The organism is uncultured Veillonella sp., from assembly GCF_900545205.1.
In the GTDB taxonomy this organism is placed as follows: Bacteria; Bacillota; Negativicutes; order Veillonellales; family Veillonellaceae; genus Veillonella.
In genome coordinates, this window is record NZ_UQYC01000027.1 from 1 (window position 1) to 22,130 (window position 22,130).

The following is a 22,130-nucleotide window of genomic DNA, read 5'->3' on the forward strand; positions in this document are numbered from 1 at the left end:
CAGCTGGGCTGGAATCTTGTTGGACACTTCCTTGTTGACAAGGTGCTTGCCTTCATACACGAGGTGGTTTAGGTACTGTGTTAAAAGAAATTGCAGATCAAAGCCAAGTGGGGATTAAGGTAGAAGAAGCGGCTATACCAATTCACGCCGAAGTACAATCTGTTTGTGATATTTTAGGGTATGATCCGTTATATTTAGCAAATGAAGGAAAGGTTGTACTCGTGGTAGATCCATCCGTTACAGATGAAGTTCTATCTATTCTTCACAGCTTCGAAGAAGGTAAAGAAGCGGTACTAATTGGCAAAACATTAGATAAGAATATTGGTAAGGTTGGTTTGCAAACTGCTATTGGTGGTGTTCGCTTAATCGACTTGTTAGGTGAAGATCAAGTTCCTCGTATCTGCTAATTATATAATTGAGTTTCTCTAAGTCGTAAAGATATGTAAAGATAAGAACTATTTTAGGCCTATAGAGTATGAGTTAGACTTGATATTGACACTAATTCTTTATGATGGTAGCATTAAATTAAGTTGTGTAAAATTCATTGATTGTTCATCGGACTTTTATACAATGCTAGTATCTTTATGTGTAAGTTCTTATACTTTCACTAGAATCTATGTATAGAATTTGTTAAAATATAAGTATCTATAGGAGGCTTATTATGAAAAAGAAGATTATTACAGCTGTTCTAGGGATTTGTTTAACTACAACTGCATTTGGCGGTATCTTGACTACTCAAGCTGGCGGCCTTAGCAGTATTCTTGGCGGTGCAGCTAAAATTGGTGGTATCGGCATTGTTGTTAACAAATTTGGTCCACAAATTGACTCTTTCTTGAATAAATTATTGAAACAAAATAACTTAAGCACAGAATATACAACTAAAGTTGTACCTATCATCAGTATTGGTACAAAAGGTTATATCGGTGCTGCTCAAGTTACTGGTCCTGCATCTAGCATTGAACAAGTTAAAGCCGTTGCCCAAGTAGAAGGTAGCTTTAACGGTATGGTTCGTGTTAAAGGTTTAGTACCTGTTGATAGCACAAACCCAGTTGGTGCATCTCGTGTTCAAGGCGTAGGTGTATCTGCGATTATCGATTTGAAAATTTAATGGCCACTGAGCATATAAAATAGTAGACTCAGGGAATAAGCACGGTCTTAGGCCCGTGCTTATTCTGTTGTATAACAGTTATACATTAGATACGTTGTGGAGGAATTTATGAAGAAGCAAGTACTTACACTTTTAATGGCATCCTTGATTTCAGGCACTGCATTTGCTGCTCCTGGCACAGTTACAGAGAAAACAAATGTTTTGGAAACTACTGTATATGGTGCAGTACAAGATGGTGCTGTAGTGGACCGCATTAATCAACTTGATGAAACCGTGTATGGTACTGGTTTCAATGGCAATTCTGCTACATTGAGCAAACGTGTTGATTCCCTCTATAACTCCGTAGAAGGTAGTGGCACAAACATTTCTTTGCGCGAAGAAATGGATGCGCTTGAATATACATATCAAAATAGCATTAACGCAGGTTCTCTTGTAGATCGCGTAGAAAAGATGGAACGTAGCGTTAATGGTCGTATTGGTAGCGGCTCTTTACAAAAACGTATCATTTCTTTGAAAACAAAAGTATATGGTAGCAATGTAACGCTTACTAACCAAGTTGGTACATTAGCTGGTAACCAAGTCTTCAAAGTTACCTTGAATGACGCTGTTTCTTCTAAAACTAGCCATGAAGGCGACACTGTTGCTTTCACAGTAGCTGAAAATGTAATGGATGGCAATGTGTTATTGGTACCTGCAGGTACAGTAGGATCTGGTACAATTACATCCTTGAAAAAGGCTCGTTCCTTTGGTCGTAATGGTGTATTAGACATCACATTTGACACAATCCCTGCTATTGATGGTACTGAATTTACTGCAGTACAAGGTAAAGAAGCTAAGGATAAAACTCGCAGTGAAGTTAAAGCAGCTGGTGCATCCGTAGCTGGTGCTGTTTTACTTGGACCAGTAGGCTTAGTAGGTGGTGCCTTTGTTAAGGGTAAAAATATTGAATACCCTGCTGGTGCAACTATTTATGTACAACCTCAAGATTCTGTTACAATTCAAGGTCTTGTAATTGGTGGTGATGGTTTGGCTCACAGTGATGATGAATTGGCTGAAGCAGTAACTGTACCTAATACGGCCGATGAATCTGAAGAGACTGTAGACACTAATGAAGCGGCTGTTGATGAAAATGAAACAACAACAGAGGAACCAGCAGCAGTAGAAGAACAAGAAGAACCGGTAGAAAATGTTTCTCAACCTATCGTAGTTGTAAAGCGTAATCAATAATTAACAAATTCTTAAAGCAAGAGGAGTTCTAGTAACCATGAGGAAACGTAAAGTACAATGGCTGGCAGCGGCATGTGTTTTTTGTTTAGCACAACCAGTATGGGCCGCTACGGAGTCAACCACGGTATATCAAGATCAATTGGATAGCGTTGATCAATCCTATCTTGGAGAAATCTCTAAAGCATCTACACCTGAAAATAGTAATATCCGTGTTGTACGTCGTGGTGAAAAGGCAAAGTCTGATCAACCTACAGAACAATTGCCGACTCGTATTGATGCAGATAAAATGTCCTATACTGGGTCCACTGGTGATGTATATGCACAAGGTGATGTAGTAGTGACTCAAGGTAATCAAACCTTGATGGCACCACGTATAGAAGGTAATACAAAAACTACAGAATACCGTACTGTTGGTGGGTATCGCTTTTTGGAAAATGGCGGTAAAACAAAGGATATTACAGGTCAAAATATGACATATCGGACTAGTGACCGTCATTTTACAGCTGACCAAGCGTTTGGTTGGAATGATCCTTACTATGTGAAGGGGCAAAATGCTACATTTGATGGTGAAACTGGTCATATGGATAAAGGCATGGTTACCACAAAACATGCGATGTCCTTTAAACATACACCAGATTATCGTGTAGAAGGTCAAGATATCAAGGTGTATCCTGGCGATAAAGTCATTATTAAAAAACCGTCTTTCTACATTAAAAACTTTAAGGTTTTATCTTTACCTTCTTATACAGCATCCTTGCGCCATGATAAAGAAGGAAAATTCAGTATATTCTCATTAGTTCCAAAGCCTACATATAGTAGTGATGATGGACTTGGCTTGCATGGTAGTACTGATTATCCAATTGGTAAGCATGGTGAAGCTTATATCGATTATCGCTGGTATTCAAAATCAGGCTTTAAACCAAAAGTTGGTTATAGACACTACTTGCCTTGGGCTACTGCGTCAATTGGGTACAGTAAAGAATCTAATGAATATAATGATGAAACGGTATGGGTTGAAAAGATTGGTGAGGCACGTTTAGATACTCATACGTATCATGTGGGTAAATCACCAGTAACTGTACGCGGTGGCGTTAATGCCGGTTATTGGAAAGAAGGTTCTGTAAAAGGTTCCCATAAAGAATACTATACAGAAATATCTCATGATCCAATTAAGCTTGGTAAAAATGCTGATTTACGCTTCTTGGGCGGTTACCAACGCGACTACTATGGTTACGATGGTACGATTCGTAGCATGCCTTACTGGGGCGCTAGATTCCGCTCTAAAGTGGGAAATCGTGCTAATGTATGGGTTAGCTATAATCAACGTAATATTTCTTATAATAACTCTCCATATCGATTTGATACTACAGAGCTTCCTAAAGAGCTCATCTATGGCGGTAACTATAAATTGACTCGCTTAGATGATGTGTCTGTAAGTGTTAAAACAAATATGATGAGTGGTCAGATAGACTCTGTATATTATACATGGCATCGTGATTTACATTCCTTTGACTTGTACTTAACTTATAAGGATGCACATAGAAGCAATAATGATCAATGGAAAATCAAATTTGTTGGCAAAGACTTTTAATTAGGAGATAACTATGCAACGTATTAGAAAAGCCGTTATTCCAGCAGCTGGCTTTGGTACACGCTTCTTACCAGCTACTAAAGCACAACCAAAGGAAATGCTTCCTATCGTGGATACACCTGCTATCCAATATATTGTAAAAGAAGCATTAGATTCTGGTATTGAAGAGATCCTAATCATTACAGGCCGTAATAAACGCGCTATTGAAGATCATTTTGATAGCAGTGTGGAACTAGAATTGCTTTTACAAAGCCAAGGTAAAAATAAACAATTGGCTATGATTAAAGACTTAGCAGATATTAAAGTTCACTTTATTCGTCAAAAAGCTCCTCGTGGTCTTGGCGATGCTGTACTATGTGCAAAAGCCTTTATTGGTGATGAACCATTTGCTGTATTACTTGGTGATGATATTGTATATAATCCTGAAAATCCATGTCTTAAACAGTTAATTGAGTGTTACGATGAACATCCTGGTATTATCTTAGGGGCTCAATTTGTACCTGAAGATAAAGTTAGCTCTTATGGCATTGTATCTGGTGAAGCATTAGCGGATAATTTATATCGCGTTCATAATTTGGTGGAAAAACCAAAAAAAGAAGATGCACCATCTAGACTAGCAGTATTAGGTCGTTACATTTTAACGCCAGATATTTTCAATATTTTAGAAAATACAAAACCAGGCGTAGGTAATGAAGTTCAATTAACTGATGCTCTAGCAGCATCTAAAACCGATACGTATGCATTAGCTTATGAAGGTATTCGTTACGATACAGGCGATAAATTAGGTTACTTGAAAGCTACTGTTGAGTATGCCCTTCGTAATGAAGAGTTAGGTGAGAACTTCAAAGCATATTTGAAAGAACTAGACCTTAAATAGTGAAGCTATATATGTATATAAGAAAGAACCTGTGGATGTTACCATGGGTTCTTTTATTTAATGGCGATATTTTTGTATTATTGTCAACAAAACTAAGGTGATTTTGTTGACTAATAAAATAATGTTGATTATAATCAATTTATTGAATAAATAAAGGACTGTGATTATATGAGATCGCTCTTTACAACATTGTGTAATAATGATTTTGGATTACCAGGGCATAGTGTTATTAAGCATATGCATTATGATGCTTCGGGTAGTGATCAATCTATCTGTGGTATTTTATATCAAGTTGCTAAAACTACTACAATTGGTATTCTAGACAAATCAGGTTTTTTAATAGTTGATTTACGACCGGTACCGAGAAAATTTCGTATTCGTTCAATAATTCATGAAGAAGAGAATGATCGGACGATATCTTTCTCTAAGGAGGATATCATACGATTTGTAAATGATATTAACGATACCAATGAAATTCATCGTGAATCGCCCTATGTAGTGCCTGGTTGTATGATTTTAGAAAATTTATGGAATTATTGGAATATTAGTAAATCTGCACAGCAGATGGCTATTTATTTTCATGCACCCGTTATTGCAGATGATCAGGTAACTTTGGTGGAAAACTCTGAAGATGCTCATGTAGAAGGTTATGTAGGTGACACATTGGCATTTTCTGCTACGTTTTTTGGTGAAAATGAAGATTTAACATCTTTAAAACAAAGATGTATTAGTTAGAGGTAATTATGGAAGCAAGACGTTTAACAAAAATGGCTTTATTAACAGCCTTATTATGTATTTCAGCATATATTTCGTTCCCATTGCCATTTAGTCCGGCTATGGTAACTGCATTGACTTTGGTGGCTACATTAACAGGTCTATTATTGCAACCAAAGGATGCATTTATTGTATTTATCATTTACGTTTTACTTGGTGCTGTAGGTTTACCAGTATTCGTTGGTGGCACAGCAGGTCTTGGCAAATTATTAGGACCAACAGGGGGCTTTATCTTCTCTTGGCCAATAGCTTATACATTATTAAGCGTATTCAAAGGTTCTAAGAAGAGCTTTTTCTCTTATGCATGGCGTTCTCTTGTAATTACTATTCCTGTAGTATATCTATTTGGCGTTGCAGGCTTTATGATTGTAACAAAAACTGAACTTTGGGCGGCATTGCCTGTAGTAATGTTCCCATTCATTCCTGGGGATATTGTAAAATGTCTCGTTGCTTCTTGGTTAGCAACTAAAATTAAAATTTAGAATGTAATAATGAAAAGAGGCATTCCTTGGGATGCCTCTTTTCTGCATTTTCTTATAGGAGCTAATATGTCAGTATATATTCATGGTGGGCTTAGAATCCCTATAGGCGTATTACATGGACAATATAGAAATATGAGACCTGAAATGTTAGGAGCTCAACTCATTAATGAATTAATCAATCGTTATGATATTTCACAAGTGGATGGGATCTTTTGTGGTAATGCAGTTGGTACAGGTGGGAATATTGGTCGCCTTATGGGGCTCATGACTAATTTACCGAATTCTGTTCCTGGGATTACCGTAGATATGCAATGTGCATCAGCCTTGATGAGTATTGAGATGGCCTATACACATATTGCATCAGGTGTTATGGATTCGGCTATTGCTGGTGGTATTGAAAGTTCTTCATTACAGCCCGATAGGATGTATGCAGCTGGTGATAATCGTGAAGGCCTATATAAGGTTGCTCAGTTTAGCCCTAACGATTGTTCTCCTCTAGCTATGTTAGAAGGGGCAGAGAGGACGATTCAAAAGCATAATGTACTCAAGGAAGATTTATATCCATACATTATTGGCAGTCACCAACGGGCCATTGAGGCCTTAGATAATCCATATTTGCAATCTTATATTATGCCTATTACCATCGATGGAAAAGCATGTGTAGATGAATGTATTCGCCCTAAGATGAATGAGAAACTATTATCACGTATGAAGCCTTTATTAGGACCTAATTCCATTACAAATGCAGGCAATGCTTGTTTAACTCATGATGGCGCGGCTTTTGTATACGTATCTAATGAAAAAGGGCCCTTTAGAATTCATAGTATTATGCCTTGGGCGGGAAATCCTCAGTTTAGTCCAGAAGGAGCTTTAGAAAGCACAGAAGCGATTTTAAAACGCACTGGTCTAACGATGGATGATATTGATGTAGTAGAGTGGAACGAAGCCTTTGCTATCATTGATGTTCTCTTCAATAAGGCCTATCCTAAGCATTTAGAAAAATATAATAAATTGGGTGGTGCCTTAGCGTATGGACATCCTTATGGCTGTTCTGGTGCTATATTAGCTCTTCATTGTATGGCTGCTTTAGAATCTTGTAATGGTCGCTATGGTTTGTGTGCTATTGCCGGTGCAGGCGGTACAGGAACTGCTTTGATTATGGAACGAATGTAAAATGACAATTATTGAACGGTTACGACAATATAAAGACTTAAAGCCTCATAAGGTTGCTCTTATTGTAGATGATACACAGTATACATATGGTGAATTGTATGATGCTATTCTTTCAATAGATCTTGATGATACTAGTGGTATCGTACATCTTACTCAAGTTAAAGAAACATTAAAAAATAAAGTTCTTTTAATTCAGAGTCAATCCTTTTTAGAACAACTTGTACAATGGTTAGGTGCATTGTATAGATGTTACATTCCTATGGTATGCCATAATGAAATGGATACTGAGTATATAGACGAATTAGCTCATATTATAGCTGATGAAGGCGTGTTACCATTAACTGATTTTGGTGTACTTACATCAGGTACTACGGGGCGTCCTAAACCGTTGTGGAGAAAAGAGGAATCGTGGCGAGAGTTTTTTGATATTCAAAATAATATCTTTCATATAAATGAAGATACAAAAATCTTTTTGCAAGGCAGCTTTAGTTTTACTGGTGTTAGTAATATGGTTGTTGCTGTCTTATGGGCAGGGGGGACTATTGTTACTACCAGTTCCTTGCGTCCTACTCGATGGATTGAGCTGCTTGAAAGATATGAAGTAGATCATATCTATGCTCTTCCTACAAAACTTAGATTGCTCATAAGGCATTGTAAATGTAAATTATCTGCGATTAACTATATTATTGCTGGCTCACAAGTGCTTGATCGTCATTTGATGGAGCAGTTGCAACAGCTATGTCCTAATATGGAGTTTATTCTGTATTATGGTGCTTCTGAGCTTAACTATATAACCTATTGCACAGGTAAAGAGTGGCTAGACCGAGAAGGCACTGTGGGCAGGCCATTCCCAACGGTCCGAATTAAAGCAGATGATGGGGTTATATATGTAACTACAAAATATCATATTGAAGGTATTTCCGATACATATACCGTTAATGATTGTGGTTATATAGATACACAGGGGTATCTTATGTTTACTGGGCGACAAGGCGATGTGGTAAACAAGGGGGGCTATAAAATATCTATTCCCTCCATGGAAACTTATTTGCAATCTATAGATGGTGTCTCAGAAGTAGCTATTATCGATATCATAGATGATGTAAAAGGGGAAGATTTTGTAGCATATATGGTGTTGGAGGATAATGTTCTAGTCGCCGATGTTATGGAAATAATTCGGCATCATAGACCTTCCATAGAATGGCCAAAATCGATTTACTCTATTCCTATGTTACCTCTTACGGAATGCTCAAAAATTGATAAACGAAAGCTAAAAGAGTGGTATAATAAAGGGTAATCGTTTTTACTATTATAAGGAGGCATCATGCAGATTAATAAAGCGGCGCTAGAGATTTTCGATTTTACGTCTTCTTTAGCTGTATACTCTGAACATGAATTAAAGGTTGGCGATCAAGCTATTCATGATTATATTGCAAATCATGTAGTTAAGGCGTTCAAAGACCCCGGTGCTAGAACAGGTACCTTGCATGATGCAAGTCCATTTGGTAAACAATTAGTCGATTATAAAAATGGAGACCTCAAGTTTATAGAGTTATCTAAGAATTTAGGTGAAAGCTTGTTTACCTATATGAAACAAGCGACGGACTCCGTTGTTATCGATACGATTATTTGTGAAGCTGTTACGGATGCATCTTATATCTGCATTCTTCTGTGCCAAGCTCATGATGCTTTTACTCATCAACTATTTAGTGAAGATGATGGCAGTTTAGCTACAGAACTTGTTTCTCATAAGGCTGTGTTGCCTATGCCTTCACAAAAGTTACGCGCCTTTGCATCCATTAATTTGCATGATTTTAGCGTTCGAATTTTTGAACCGAAAGGTGAATTTGATGGTGAAGTATCCTATATCTTAGCAGATAAGGTTTTGCAATTAGGCACTAACCAATCATCTAGAGATACGGTGAAAAAGGTGAAAGCTATCGTAGATAAGGTGGCTCAAGCCCATGAGTCAGATGGTGTCGTTGAATTGACGATTGCAAAGTCTATGATTGCGAAAAATGCAGAAGTATCTGATACAGTAGATCCTGTTCGCATTGTGGAAGAGGTATTTAAAGCCAATCCTGTTCAACAAGAGGCGGCTAAGAAAGAATTAGCTGATGCGGATATGATGAGGCCTCTACCTGTTAATCGAGAGTTTGCTACGAAGGTTGGTGAACATCATAAGATTAAAACCGATACGGGCATTGAAATTTCTTTTCCTGTAGAGTATATGAAAAATCGCGAGTTCATTGAAATCAAAACTAATGATGATGGAACCTTGCGTATTGAACTAAAAAATATTAATAAAATCGTAAATAAATAGTAATGAAAAATATATTTATCGATAGAAATATATTATGGTATGATTAAATTTATTTGTTATGCTAGTATATGGAGGTTATAGTGGGTAAAGAGAAACATAAAAAAACAAATGCATTACGTATTTTAGATACTCATAAGATACCTTATAGTATTAGCGAATATGAGTGGTCTGAAGAGCGTGCTGCAGGCCTTCATGTAGTAGAAGCTTTAGGACTCGATGAAAAACAAGTCTTTAAAACACTAGTTGGTAAGGGCGATAAAACAGGGTTTGTAGTATTCTGTATTCCAGTGGCTGAAGAGCTAGATATGAAACAAGCGGCTCGTGTCAGTCATAATAAGTCTGTAGAACTGGTTCATGTTAAGGACTTACTAGGTATTACCGGATACTTACGGGGCGGATGTTCTCCAGTGGGGATGAAAAAATCATTTCCTACCTATTTTGATGCCACAATGGAGCCTCAAGAGTTTGTATATGTAAGCGCTGGTCTACGAGGCATGCAGATGAAGGTAAATCCAAAGAACTTGGCCTCTGTTGTAAATGCTGAATTTGTATCACTTACAATGGATCATTAAGAGGTACGTATGGCAAAGAAGTTTTATGCAGTTCGTCAAGGCCGTGTACCAGGAGTTTATACTACATGGGCAGATTGTGAGAAACAGGTAAAGGGTTTTGGCGGTGCTATCTACAAATCTTTCCCTACAGAAGCAGAAGCACGTGCCTTTGTAGATGATTCAGGATTATCCTTGAGTGATTTCATGAGTGCTAAACGGAGCGAACCTAAATCGCCACAAGCAGTTAAGTCTAAATCTATGAATTCTAGACCTATAGGATTTAGTTCTAAAGTTCAAAATAAGGTATCTCCAGATGTGGTGAAACCAGATTTTACTAAGGCCGACCATATTATTGCTTATATTGATGGTAGTTATAATAAAGGCACCAATACAGTTGGCGCTGGTGGCGTTATCTTCTTGAATGGGTCTAAGGAGACTTTTTCATTTCCTTCGAATGATGAACGATATACATCATTTTGGAATGTAGCTGGTGAGCTACTAGCTGCTATGTATGTTATGAAATATGCCATTGACCGTGGTATTCCAGAATGTTCCCTATATTATGATTATATGGGAATAGAAATGTGGGCTATTAAACGATGGAAACGCAATAATGCACTGACTCAACATTATGCTGCGTTTTATGACTCTATAAAAGACCGTGTGCGCGTACACTTTCACAAGGTAGCTGCTCATACGGGTGATACATATAATGAAATGGCTGATATACTAGCCAAACAAGGCGCGGGAATTTAACTTTCTCAGAAAGGAGGGTGTTATGAATATATGTGTTACAGGTGGAGCCGGTTTTATTGGTTCCCATCTCGTTGATCGATTAATTGAATTGGGGCACAATGTGCTCGTTATAGATAATTTATCTACAGGTATGCGTTCTTTTGTACATGATTCTGCTCAATTTATTGAGATGGATGTACGAGATCCAAAATTATTATCTGTTTTTGAAGAGTTTAAGCCCTCTATTGTATTTCATGAGGCTGCTCAAACTATGGTTCAATCCTCTATGGAGAATCCAAGTTATGACTGTGATGTTAATTTGTTAGGGCTTATTAATGTACTTGATGCCTGTCGTAAGGTGAAAGTTGAACAATTCTTAATGCCTTCTTCGGCTGCTGTGTATGGGGACTTAGCAGTATTACCATTGACAGAAGAACTAAGTGGTATGCCATCATCCTTCTATGGTTTGACTAAGCTTACTGCAGAAGGGTATTTACGTATCTATCGTGAAGCTTTCGGGTTAAATACAGTGTGCTTTAGATATGCCAATGTATATGGTCCACGTCAAGGTGATGGTGGTGAAGGTGGCGTTATTAGTATTTTCAATCGTTTAATCGTTGAAGGTAAGCCTTTAACCGTATATGGTGATGGGGAACAAACAAGAGACTTCATTTATGTAGAAGATGTGGTAGAAGCTAATATTAAGGCTATGGGCAATACTAGCTGTACAGGTATTTATAACGTGTCTACCAATACGGGAACATCTGTTAATGAGTTGATTACACGATTCAGATCTATTAGTGGTGCTGATTTTATGGTTCATTATGAAGACGAACGCATAGGGGATATCAAACATTCACGTTTAAGTAATGCAAAGGCAGAACGTGATTTTGGATTTGTAGCTTCAACAACATTAGATGAAGGCTTACAAAAAACATTAGAATATTTTAAAGCTCATCATAAGTAAGGTATATAAGGTTTGGGGACATGAGTGATACACAATTCTGGGTTACTGTAGGGCTATGGAATCTAATTGTATTTAGCATGTATGGATATGATAAGCTATGTGCTATTAAGGGGTATAATCGGATTTCAGAGTTCACATTATTATTTTTAGCATTTGCCTTTGGCGGCCTTGGTGCGCTATTGGGCATGGTTATTTGGCGTCATAAGACTTTAAAGCTTAAGTTTAAACTAGCTATCCCTATTGCATTGTTATGGTCTGTTTATGCAGTGGGGTTTGGTTATGGTTTGTGGGTGAATTGATTGCATAAACTAATATTTTATTCATTGTTTTATGGTATAATGAGTAGAATATTGTACATAAAATGTCAGTGAAGGAGATATTTGATGTTGCGATTACAATCGGGGTTCGAGTTAGATTACGCTAACATATATAATGAAAGTTGCATACAAGAACGAGACGTAATAAACTTTGAGCGTGCTATACAAAATGTTTGGCGCCATACCAATATTTTACGCTCTACAGGCTTTGAAGAAGGCCATGTTTCCAAGGACGGCTTGCCTGAACCGGTATTGTTTTACCAACTTCCTTATATTTCTGAAGATGGTATTAATACACCTGCAATGCTAAAACGTCTTTATGAATTGAGGGACTATGCTCGCCATAATATTGATACAGTTGTATCTGTAGGTATTGGTGGTTCTTATTTGGGTAGTAAGGTTATTTTTGATGTTCAATGTGGTGCATTTTGGAATAATCTTAGTACGGAAGAACGCAACGGATATCCACGGATGTATTTTGCTGGATTTAACGTAGATGGTGATTATTTATCAGGCCTTATTCGTACCTTAGAGTATCAAGCTCAGAAAAAAGGACCCGACTATAAGGTGATGCTCGTTATCACCTCTAAGTCTGGCTCTACTATCGAACCAATGGCTAATTTCATGATTTTGGAAAAAGCATTGCAAGATCGGAATATAAATTATGAAGTAGTAGCTGTTACCGATACGTCTGATGATGAACATCCTACAGTTCTACGTTCTATGGCACTAGAAAATCATTGGAAAACCTATAGTATTCCCTATGGTGTTGGCGGTCGTTTCTCTGTGTTTACAGAGGTTGGCTTTGTAACGGCGGCTCTTGTGGGCTTTGATATTGAGGGGTTCTTAGCTGGTGCAGCTTCAATGGATGCTGCTTGCCAAGAAGAGGATATTTTCAAAAATCCTGCTTTATTAAGTGCATTGCTAAAATATATTGCGTCCGAACGTTATGGTCGTATTATTGAGGTGTTTATGCCTTATGGGGAAGCCCTTCATTCCTTATCTGATTGGTATGTACAGCTATTGTCCGAATCGTTAGGTAAGATGAGTAATACATGCTTACCTTATGGTCGTACACCAGTTGCGGCAGTAGGAACTATGGATATGCATGCTCAAGTACAAGAGCATCAAGAAGGTCGCCTTAATAAGGTCGTTCAATTTATTAAGGTTAAAGAGTGGCAACATAATCTTGTAGTGCCTAATACACATAGTCAATATGAACGATTGCAAGCACTTGGTAATGTAGGCATTTGTGATATTCTCAATATTGCATTAGATGCTAATAGAGAGGCTTTATCTAGTGACAATCGCTTTAATATGACGATAACTGTACCAACATTAAATGCATTCCATTTAGGGGAAATCATGTTTATGCATTGTTGGGCTGTTTACTTTGAATCTATTTTTGCTGGTGTAGACGCTTTCGATCAACCAGGTGTTGAAGTTTATAAACGTCTCATCGGTCCAAAATTGGCTCATGTAAAGGATGGAGAGAATTCATAAGGGGGAACTATGAATATTTTAGTAACAGGTGGGGCTGGTTATATTGGGAGTCACACAGTACGTGCCTTACAACAATCGGGTTATACACCTATTATTGTAGATAATCTATCGCGCGGTCATGTAGAATCAATTCCTGAAGGGGTACAGTTCTACAATATGGATATAGCAGATCCAAAATTAGTAGATATTATGAAAGGTCATAATATCATTGGTGTTATGCATTTTGCGGCTCATTCACAGGTCGGTGAATCTATGGTAAATCCAGCTATTTATTATGAAAATAATGTAGTTGGCTCATATCATCTTATTGAGTCTGCTCGTAATGCTGGTGTAAAACATTTTGTATTTTCCAGTACAGCTGCTGTTTATGGGGAACCAGAGATAGTGCCAATTCGTGAAGATGCGCCATTGCATCCAACTAATGTATATGGTCGTACTAAACTGATGATTGAAGAAATGCTATCTGATTATAGTGCTATTTATGGTTCTACGTATGTTGCATTGCGTTATTTTAATGCGGCTGGCGCAGATCCGTCTGGTACGATTGGGGAAGATCATCATCCGGAAACACATTTGATTCCGCTTGTGCTAGATGCAGCTCGTGGTAAAAGAGAGCACATAACTGTTTTTGGTACTGATTATAATACAGCTGATGGTACATGTGTACGCGATTATATTCATGTTAATGATTTGGCTACAGCTCATGTGTTAGCAATGGATTATTTGCGTAACGGTGGTGAATCTCAAGTGTTTAATCTTGGTAGTGGCAATGGCTTCTCCGTTAAGGAAATTATTGAAACTGCTAAAGAGGTAACTGGTATCGATATTCCTGTTCAATATGGTGATCGTCGTGCTGGCGATCCAGGTACATTGATTGCTTCCTCTGAAAAAATTAAAGAATTACTTGGTTGGGATCCTAAATTCAGTAATGTAGCCGATGTTATCAAAGATGCTTGGAAATGGCATACATCTCATCCTGATGGTTTTAAAAGCAAATAAAACAAGAACAAATCCTTTTGATTTGTCAATATAATGAATGACTCTATTAGTCACCTAGGTGACTGGTAGAGTCATTTTTTTGTAGGAATTTAAAAGGACCTCCTAGAATATGTCAGCAGGAGGTGGAATATGAACTTACAAGATTATATACAACGCATTAAATTATGGATTGATAAACAGTATTTTATTATTCGTCACTATAAAATTATTATTTCTGTTTTTCTTGTAATTATAGTTGGCATATTAATCGTTGGTGTTTTATATCCTCACGAAGAAGAACGTGTTCATATACAACCTGAGCATGTTAATGGTGGGGAAAATAATCAGACCCGATTAAGTTCAAAAGAATCATCAGAAGGAATATCACATAATAGACAGAAACATCATAACAGTGATGCTAAAGAAACGAGAAAAGATGACAATCTAAAAACTAAAAGTGAAGGCCGTTTGTTATATGATGTGAGCAGCGTGGAACGCTGGCATCCTTGGAGAGAGGTTTTTAAAGATTTACCAGATAATGATGTACATGGTAGACATGAAGATACTAAGGATGTAGATGAAGTGGCTGATAGCATTAATGATATGCAAGGGTTTAATAATAGTAAGTACTCAGGCAGGGATACATATAAAGGACGGACTAATAGGTATAAAACCAGGAGAACACAGAATAAGAATAAACACACAGGGGATAAAACCATTAGTGATAGCAGTGATGATTTTACTAATAATCAAATTAATTCAAAGTCTCATAGTAGGTTAAATTCTTCGAGTATGGAACAGCCTGTTGAACTTGTTGGTATTGTTGAGGGCAATGAGATTATTGCTATTTTACGAAAAGGTACAGAGGAGCAAATGGTTACTGTTGGGATGGTTTGGCATGGCGTTACTGTCTCTAATATAAGTGCAAGTGGTGTAGAAATCGTTGAAGGAGGTTCATCACGGTGGTTAAAAATCAATTAGGTAAGGATTGCTTACGTAGTAGAGTGACCATAGTAAGAAAAAAACTATTCAAAGCTAGCATACTACTAAAAATAATTATAATAGTGGTTATGTTTCTATATGCATCATTAGGGGAATCTTCTATAGTATTAGCGAGTAATACAGGGCCAGCAGTAACTACTAATCTAGAAAGCGATAGGGACTCACTAGATAGAGAAATTAGTAATGGTAAATCAAATAATAATAATGACATAGAAAAGGATAACGTAATTAATGAAAAGGGCGAGCTGAGAAAATCAAAAGGATCAATTACGATATCCGTTCGTAATGCTTCTCTAAAAGAAACAGTATTAGGGATTTGTCGGAGTTATCGTATATCTGTTATGGGTGTAGAATCTTTAACAGGTAACATTACGGCTACTGTGCAAGGTGAAACACCAGAGGATCTTATAAAAGAATTAGGAAGGCTATATCATTTTTCCGTTTCAAAACAATATAATACGATTCTTATTGAGCCAGATGACAAAGCACTTGAAAATAGAGAATTATATGTTATAACACCGGAGCATTTGCCAGCAGAGTCTTTAAAAAATATAATGGGCACTGTTGTGAAACATGATAAAATGGCGGTACTTTCAGAACAAAATGAAGTGATTATGCATTTGACCAGTGGAGAGAAACGGCGTGTAGAAACACTGGTTAAAGCTATAGATAAGGAGCCTAAGCAAGTACAATTAGAAGCGACAGTCATTGCTATGGAACAATCTTATGCAAAGGAGCAAGGCATTCGGTGGTCGTGGCTTAGCTTGACAGGACATGGTGAAGATAAAACTAATTCTTACGGGGCCGTTACCTTTGGTAAAACACCCGGTGGTGAAGCCTATAAATTTTTTGTGAAACCCGAGTTGAGTCTTATGGAAAGTTCCGGTAAAGCCGCGCTAATTGCTAAGCCATCTATTATGGCCTTAAATGGTGAAACAGCACATATCTTGATCGGTGAACGTATCCCTGTTATAGAAGAGTCCGAAGTGAATGGCGAACGTAAGCGTTCTACACGTTATGAAGAGGTGGGGATTAAGTTAAACTACACGCCTATTATTACTGGGGATGGCGGTGTAGATGCAAAAATTCACGCTGAAGTAAGTACACCTATCATGGTATCCGAAATGAAAGCTTATAAAATTAGTACGCGGCAAGCACATACACGGGTGCGGTTACAACCTGGAGAGGTACTTGTTATAGGTGGACTTATGGATAATCGCGATCAACATCAAATTCAAAAAGTACCTATTTTAGGAGATATTCCTTTACTAGGTAAATTATTCCGACATAGTAGAAAAACAAAAGATTCTATAGAGATGCTAATATTAGTTCGGGCAATTGTGGTATAATAAAGGGTAATGATTAGGAGGTTATGAATGGAACGCATTCGAATGATAGGCCTTGGAAAATCATTTGGGGTGCGCCAAGTATTTTCCAATGTGTCTTTTGAGATAAAAGAAGGTGAGCGACTAGCCTTGGTAGGACCTAATGGGGCTGGGAAATCCACCTTGTTAAAATGCATATTAGGCTATGAAGAATTAGATGAAGGCAATGTAGTTAAGTCTCCTGTAGCCAGTATTGGTTACTTACAACAAGATGTAAATCTAGGAGATGATAGTTTAGCTACAGAAATTGAAAAAGCTTGGGCCGATGTCCATGTATTAGAGGAGCAACTAAAAGAACTTACCACGCGTTTGGAGTCTGAAGAAGCTAGTGAATCGGATCTGCAGCGATTGGATTATTTGCAAAATCGTTTAGAATGGCTAGGTGGCTATGATTATGAGCAAAAGACTAAACGTATCATTTATGGACTTGGTTTTACCGATGAGGATTTAGATAAGCCAGCTAGTGCTTTTTCTGGTGGTCAAAAGACTCGCATTAATTTAGCTAAAGCCTTGGTACGCCGTCCAGACTTTTTGTTCTTAGACGAGCCAACTAACCATTTAGATATGGACATGTTAGAGTGGCTAGAGGGTTATTTATCTGCCTATCCTGGCGGTATTCTCATCGTCAGCCATGACCGCTATTTTTTAGATCGTATTGTCACTGGTGTTGTAGAACTAGATAACCATAAGGCGACAATCTATCGTGGTAATTACAGCCGCTATATTCAACAACGGGATGAACGTTTGAAAGCAGATATGGTGGCCTATGAGAAACAACAGGAGTACATCAAGAAGACAGAGGCCTATATAGATAAATATCGTGCAGGTATAAAATCTAAAATGGCTCGTGGCCGGCAGTCTCAACTTAACCGTTTAGAACGACTTGATGCACCGGTAACCTCACATCATTTACAATTTTCTTTCCCTCCTGCAGCGATGAGTGCGGATAAGGTTCTTGTCCTAGATCATTTATCAGTAGGGTATGGTGAAAGTCCTATCATTGATGATATATCACTTGTAGTTCGACGAGGTGAATCAGTAGCTCTTATTGGTCCTAATGGGGCGGGTAAATCAACACTCGTAAAAACTATTGTAGGTGAATTATTTCCTGAGAATGGTCACGTAGATATCGGTAATCGCGTACAAGTGGGATATTTCTCGCAAGAGCATGAAGAACTACATGATTCTTGGCAGGTAGTAGAAGAGGTTATGAATCACTTTAACTACACTGAAGAGAAGGCCCGTAATGTATTAGGTTCATTCCTATTTAAAGGGGATGATGTATTTAAGCTTGTAGGTGACTTATCTGGTGGTGAGAGAGCTCGTTTAGCATTATTAAAATTATTCCTTCAAGGTGATAATTTTCTTATCTTAGACGAACCGACGAACCATTTAGATATTCCAACGCGCGAAATTGTGGAACAAGCCTTGCAACAATTTGAAGGTACATGTTTTATTATTTCCCATGACAGATATTTCTTAGATCAAGTTTCTACAAAAACCATTGTTTTAGATGATGGAAAAATTACTGAATATCTCGGTAATTACTCGTACTATAAAGAAAAGCTGAAAGAACAAGAAGATTTATTAGCATTAGCTAATGAACAGAACTCAGAGAGTGATAAAGTTGAAAATAAAGTTGTTTCAGTTATTGAACCAGTACTTTCAACATCAGAACCGACAGAGGAACCTCAGAAGAAACCGAATGCATATATGGTGGAAAAACAATTAGCTGAGGTAGAATCTGAAATTGCTCGTTTAGAAGCAACCATGAAGATGTACGAAGTGCAATTGGCTAATCCTGTAGTACAGCAAGATTTAGATGAAATGTCCAAAATTTCCATACAAATTGAATCTACACAAAGTGAGTTAGATGCATTGTATGAGAAATGGGAACGATTATCTGAATAACTTATAATAGTATATATTATTATAGAGTTATTTTAATTGACAAAAAATTGAAAACTCTAATAATATAGATATAGATTTAAAGTTTTATGTTTCAAAGGAAGGGTGTAGCATGAATAAATCCATGTTAAAAAAAGCAGCCATTTTTGGTCTTGCTGGTGTAATGGCAGTTGCTGCTGGTTGTGGCAGTAATAAAGATGCAGGTAATGCAAATAGCAATGAGGCTAAAATTGCATTGTTAACAACAACAACTGGTGGTGCAGCAGCATATGGTGAGTCCATTAAAGCTGGTGCAGAATTGGCAGTAAGCGAAATTAACGCTGATGCAAATGCTGTAAAAATCAACTTATTAGTAGAAGATACTAAAGGTGATAAAAACGAAGCAATTAATGCAATGAATAAAGTAATTTCTAAGGATAAAGTTGTAGCTGTTATCGGCCCAATGTTATCTGGTGAAATGATGGCAGCTGGTCCTGTAGCAAACAAAAGCAAAATCGTAGCTCTTGGTACATCTACAACAGCTGAAGGTATTACAGATATCGGCGATTACATTTTCCGTAATGCTGTACCTGAATCCTTGGCAGTAGATACTGCAATTAAAGAAGCACATAAAACTTTAGGCTTCAAAACTGCAGCTATTATGTACTCCAACAACAATGACCAAATGGTATCTGTAAATAATACAGCTCGTAAAGCATTGGAATCTGAAGGCGTACAAATTGTTGATACTGAAACATTTGCAGATAAAGATACTGATTTCTCTGCACAATTAACTAAGATTCAACAAGCAAAACCTGATGTTATCGTAGTTGCTTCTCTTTACCAAGAAGGCGCATTGATCATGAAAAAAATGCGTGAAATGGGTATGAATCAACCTGTAATTGGTTCCAATGGCTTTAACAGCCCTGAATTCATTAAAATTGCAGGTGCTGCAGCTGATGGTGTTATCGTAGGTACACCTTGGTTCCCTAACAAAGACGATCAAAAGGTAAAAGACTTCCGTAAAGCTTACAAAGATAAATACGGTAAAGAACCAGACCAATTCGCAGCTCAAGCTTATGATGCAGTATACCTCTATGAAGCAGCTTTGAAAAAAGCAGGTTCTACTACAGATCGTGAAAAATTCCGCGAAGCTTTGAAAAATATTGCTGACTTCGTTGGTGTAACTGGTCAATTCAAGTTCAACGAAAAACGCGATCCTTCCATGGAAGTTCAAGTTTTACAAATTAAAAACGGTCAATTTGACGCATTAAAAAAATAAAAGTTGAGGTAATATAGTGTTTTTACAACAATTAGTTAACGGGTTAACCCTCGGTAGCTTATATGCTGTACTCGCTATTGGCTTAACACTTGTGTTTGGCGTTTTAAATATCATCAACATGGCACACGGAGGCATCTTTATGATAGGTGCCTTCGTTGGTCTTTTTATGGTAACTGTTTTTGACGTTAACATTTTTGTAGCCCTTATCGTAGCTATGGCTGTCGGTGCTATCCTTGGTTATCTTCTAGAATTTGTGGCGCTTCGTCCACTACGTAAGAAAAAGGTGTCTCACTTGGCACCACTTATCAGTACCATTGGTGTTTCTATTTTCCTTGAAAGTTTGGCATTATTGCTTTGGGGCCCTCAAACAAGATCTTTCCCACCAGATTATATTGGTGGCCTAATCGACTTTGGAGCTTTCAAAATTTCTATGGTACAAATTATTGGCTTAGGCGTTTCTGTTGTGTTAATGTTAATTCTTAATGTAGTTATTAAGAAAACTAAAATTGGTAAGGCTATCCGAGCTGTATCCATGAGTACAGAAACGGCAGCTCTATTGGGTATCAATCCAACCATGATTATATCTGTTACCGTTATGATTGCATCTGCCTTAGGTGCTGCTGCAGGCGTATTGGTAGGTTTGTCCTTTAATGCTATTGAGCCTACAATGGGTGTTATTATTGGCTTTAAAGGCCTTGCAGTACTTATCTTAGGTGGTCTTGGTAATATTACAGGCGCTATGGTTGGCGGCTTCATTTTAGGCGTAGCAGAAATCTTCTCTGTTGCCTATGGTGCATCTACATTCCGTGATGCTGTGGCCTTTGGTCTCATCATCCTATTATTATTCTGGCGCCCACAAGGCTTGTTTGGTTCTAAAGATAAAGGGGGGAGACCATAATGGATTTATTGAACCCGTATTATCTACAGATCGTGATGTTCTTCATCATCAATGCCATCATGGGTATCTCTATTTACTTTACACTTGCAAGTGGTCAGCTTTCTTTAGGGGCTGCTGGCTTTATGAGCGTTGGTGCATACGTAGGCGCTATCCTTTCTTTGAAAGCTGATTTGCCTATCGTTGTAGGCATTCTCATTGGTGGTCTAGTTGCCAGTCTTGTAGCCGTTATTATCGGTTTACCAACAACACGTCTTCGCGGTTTATATCTTGCCATTGCTACTCTTGGTTTTGGCGAGGTGGTACGTGTTATTTTCTTGAACTTGGATATTACTAATGGTGCATTAGGCCTTTCTGGTATTCCATCCATTCCTCAAGAATTAACAAACTTAGCTTATGAACTTGATATCGATGGTTTAATGGGCATTGATGCTGTTGCATGGGGCAACTTAATGGCAATTATTATTTTGCTAGCCATTTTAGTATTGATTATTGCCTTCTGTGTACGCATTAATAATAGCCGTGTTGGTCGTGCCTTTGCAGCGATTAAGGCTGATGATCATGCAGCAGAATTAATGGGGATTAACGTTGTATACTACAAGATGATGGCCTTTATCATTGGTGCTTTCATCGCTGGTATTGGCGGTGGTTTGTATGCTCATATTACAAACTTTATCAATCCTACAGACTTTAGCTACCATAAGGTAGTACAAATCTTATTATTCCCTGTATTTGGTGGTTCTAATGTCGTATGGGGCTCCGTATTAGGTTCCTTTATTCTTACATTATTGCCAGAAGTATTGCGCTTCTTATCCGATTATCGGGACATCATCTACGGTGCATTGCTTGTTATCTTGATGGCAGTTCGCCCAGATGGTATTTTAACAGAATCTATGGTAGATAAAATTAGCCGTAAATTAGGCTTTAAAAAAGCTCCATATATTCCTGAATCACAAGTATTAACAGAACGTTTTGAAGCGTATAAACGTAAACAACAAGAAGAAAAACAAGGATAGGAGGGAACTGAATGCTATTAGAATTAAATGACGTAAGTAAAAGCTTTGGTGGCGTTG

21 protein-coding genes and 1 pseudogene are annotated in these 22,130 nt (G+C 37.6%); all 22 read left to right on the plus strand.

What is annotated here, in order from left to right:
- Nucleotides 1–56 precede the first annotated feature (56 nt).
- A pseudogene (locus QZR70_RS04140) lies at nucleotides 57–407 on the plus strand (AIR synthase-related protein); the annotation flags it as partial.
- Nucleotides 408–661: 254 nt separating this feature from the next.
- Nucleotides 662–1,108, plus strand: coding sequence for a hypothetical protein (locus tag QZR70_RS04145; protein WP_295793313.1), 447 nt, complete (start codon nucleotides 662–664; stop codon nucleotides 1,106–1,108).
- A gap of 108 nt (nucleotides 1,109–1,216) precedes the next feature.
- Nucleotides 1,217–2,335 carry a hypothetical protein gene (locus QZR70_RS04150; RefSeq protein WP_039969271.1) on the plus strand — a complete coding sequence of 373 codons (1,119 nt, stop codon included), beginning with the start codon at nucleotides 1,217–1,219 and terminating at the stop codon, nucleotides 2,333–2,335.
- Between the two features lie 37 nt (nucleotides 2,336–2,372).
- The gene (locus QZR70_RS04155; RefSeq protein ID WP_295793315.1) at nucleotides 2,373–3,926 is read left to right on the plus strand and encodes an LptA/OstA family protein; all 1,554 of its coding nucleotides are present in this window, start codon (nucleotides 2,373–2,375) and stop codon (nucleotides 3,924–3,926) included.
- A gap of 13 nt (nucleotides 3,927–3,939) precedes the next feature.
- Entirely contained in the window at nucleotides 3,940–4,803 is an 864-nt protein-coding gene (galU, locus tag QZR70_RS04160) for a UTP--glucose-1-phosphate uridylyltransferase GalU (RefSeq protein ID WP_005387062.1), read from the plus strand.
- 168 nt (nucleotides 4,804–4,971) lie between these two features.
- On the plus strand, nucleotides 4,972–5,538 hold the full coding sequence (locus tag QZR70_RS04165; RefSeq protein ID WP_005387060.1) for a hypothetical protein: 567 nt from the start codon (nucleotides 4,972–4,974) through the stop codon (nucleotides 5,536–5,538).
- 8 nt (nucleotides 5,539–5,546) lie between these two features.
- Complete coding sequence (locus QZR70_RS04170) at nucleotides 5,547–6,059, plus strand: biotin transporter BioY (protein WP_005387058.1); 513 nt, start codon at nucleotides 5,547–5,549, stop codon at nucleotides 6,057–6,059.
- Nucleotides 6,060–6,125: 66 nt separating this feature from the next.
- Nucleotides 6,126–7,232, plus strand: coding sequence for a thiolase family protein (locus QZR70_RS04175; protein ID WP_119206289.1), 1,107 nt, complete (start codon nucleotides 6,126–6,128; stop codon nucleotides 7,230–7,232).
- A gap of 1 nt (nucleotide 7,233) precedes the next feature.
- Nucleotides 7,234–8,529 carry an AMP-binding protein gene (locus tag QZR70_RS04180; RefSeq protein ID WP_295793318.1) on the plus strand — a complete coding sequence of 432 codons (1,296 nt, stop codon included), beginning with the start codon at nucleotides 7,234–7,236 and terminating at the stop codon, nucleotides 8,527–8,529.
- Between the two features lie 27 nt (nucleotides 8,530–8,556).
- Nucleotides 8,557–9,555: a nucleoid-associated protein gene (locus QZR70_RS04185; RefSeq protein ID WP_105088993.1), complete on the plus strand. Its 999-nt coding sequence runs from the start codon at nucleotides 8,557–8,559 to the stop codon at nucleotides 9,553–9,555.
- Nucleotides 9,556–9,635: 80 nt separating this feature from the next.
- The gene (ybaK, locus tag QZR70_RS04190) at nucleotides 9,636–10,127 is read left to right on the plus strand and encodes a Cys-tRNA(Pro) deacylase (RefSeq protein WP_295793320.1); all 492 of its coding nucleotides are present in this window, start codon (nucleotides 9,636–9,638) and stop codon (nucleotides 10,125–10,127) included.
- A 9-nt stretch (nucleotides 10,128–10,136) separates the two neighbouring features.
- A complete protein-coding gene (locus QZR70_RS04195) occupies nucleotides 10,137–10,862 on the plus strand; it encodes a ribonuclease H family protein (RefSeq protein ID WP_295793322.1) in 726 nt (241 codons plus the stop codon).
- Between the two features lie 22 nt (nucleotides 10,863–10,884).
- Nucleotides 10,885–11,808 (plus strand): NAD-dependent epimerase/dehydratase family protein, encoded by a 924-nt coding sequence (locus QZR70_RS04200; protein ID WP_105088996.1) that lies wholly within the window; start codon nucleotides 10,885–10,887, stop codon nucleotides 11,806–11,808.
- Between the two features lie 20 nt (nucleotides 11,809–11,828).
- The gene (locus tag QZR70_RS04205) at nucleotides 11,829–12,107 is read left to right on the plus strand and encodes a DUF1294 domain-containing protein (protein ID WP_024065484.1); all 279 of its coding nucleotides are present in this window, start codon (nucleotides 11,829–11,831) and stop codon (nucleotides 12,105–12,107) included.
- Between the two features lie 84 nt (nucleotides 12,108–12,191).
- On the plus strand, nucleotides 12,192–13,628 hold the full coding sequence (locus QZR70_RS04210) for a glucose-6-phosphate isomerase (protein ID WP_295793325.1): 1,437 nt from the start codon (nucleotides 12,192–12,194) through the stop codon (nucleotides 13,626–13,628).
- Between the two features lie 9 nt (nucleotides 13,629–13,637).
- On the plus strand, nucleotides 13,638–14,627 hold the full coding sequence (galE, locus tag QZR70_RS04215) for a UDP-glucose 4-epimerase GalE (protein WP_119206284.1): 990 nt from the start codon (nucleotides 13,638–13,640) through the stop codon (nucleotides 14,625–14,627).
- A gap of 129 nt (nucleotides 14,628–14,756) precedes the next feature.
- Nucleotides 14,757–15,587 (plus strand): hypothetical protein, encoded by an 831-nt coding sequence (locus tag QZR70_RS04220; RefSeq protein WP_295793331.1) that lies wholly within the window; start codon nucleotides 14,757–14,759, stop codon nucleotides 15,585–15,587.
- Nucleotides 15,588–15,676: 89 nt separating this feature from the next.
- Entirely contained in the window at nucleotides 15,677–16,957 is a 1,281-nt protein-coding gene (locus QZR70_RS04225; protein WP_178886024.1) for a type II secretion system protein GspD, read from the plus strand.
- Nucleotides 16,958–16,984: 27 nt separating this feature from the next.
- A complete protein-coding gene (locus QZR70_RS04230; protein WP_295793334.1) occupies nucleotides 16,985–18,904 on the plus strand; it encodes an ABC-F family ATP-binding cassette domain-containing protein in 1,920 nt (639 codons plus the stop codon).
- Between the two features lie 109 nt (nucleotides 18,905–19,013).
- A complete protein-coding gene (locus tag QZR70_RS04235; protein ID WP_005387036.1) occupies nucleotides 19,014–20,162 on the plus strand; it encodes an ABC transporter substrate-binding protein in 1,149 nt (382 codons plus the stop codon).
- A 16-nt stretch (nucleotides 20,163–20,178) separates the two neighbouring features.
- Nucleotides 20,179–21,060 carry a branched-chain amino acid ABC transporter permease gene (locus QZR70_RS04240; RefSeq protein ID WP_005387034.1) on the plus strand — a complete coding sequence of 294 codons (882 nt, stop codon included), beginning with the start codon at nucleotides 20,179–20,181 and terminating at the stop codon, nucleotides 21,058–21,060.
- Nucleotides 21,060–22,073, plus strand: coding sequence for a branched-chain amino acid ABC transporter permease (locus QZR70_RS04245; protein ID WP_295793335.1), 1,014 nt, complete (start codon nucleotides 21,060–21,062; stop codon nucleotides 22,071–22,073). The genes QZR70_RS04240 and QZR70_RS04245 overlap by 1 nt, the downstream gene beginning before the upstream one ends.
- The last annotated feature ends 57 nt before the right edge of the window (nucleotides 22,074–22,130 follow it).